General features: G+C 36.2%; 1 pseudogene. It reads left to right on the top strand.

The features are described from left to right. Nucleotides 1–110 precede the first annotated feature (110 nt). A pseudogene (locus tag CWB60_RS20380) lies at nt 111–197 on the top strand (DUF2959 domain-containing protein); the annotation flags it as partial. Between the last annotated feature and the right edge of the window lie 24 nt (nt 198–221).

Below are 221 nucleotides of genomic sequence, written 5' to 3'. Positions count from 1 at the left end.
TATAAAGGTAGAGCTTATCATTCATAGAATTGACTTGTGCTAATCGATTTTTGATTATGATATCAATCAGCACCATAATTTACAGAACTTACTGGTAAATAGGGATCCAAATGAAAAAACAAACATTACTTAGCGCGTCGGTACTGGCCATTACGCTTACTTTATCGGGCTGTCAGTCGGCATATTATTCAGCAATGTAAAAAGTAGGTGTACATAAGCGC

The sequence above is a fragment of the Pseudoalteromonas sp. S327 genome, from assembly GCF_005886415.1.
Classification (GTDB): Bacteria; Pseudomonadota; Gammaproteobacteria; order Enterobacterales; family Alteromonadaceae; genus Pseudoalteromonas; species Pseudoalteromonas atlantica.
Note: the sequence above shows the minus strand (reverse complement) of the source record. Positions and strands in the feature narration are given on the sequence as shown.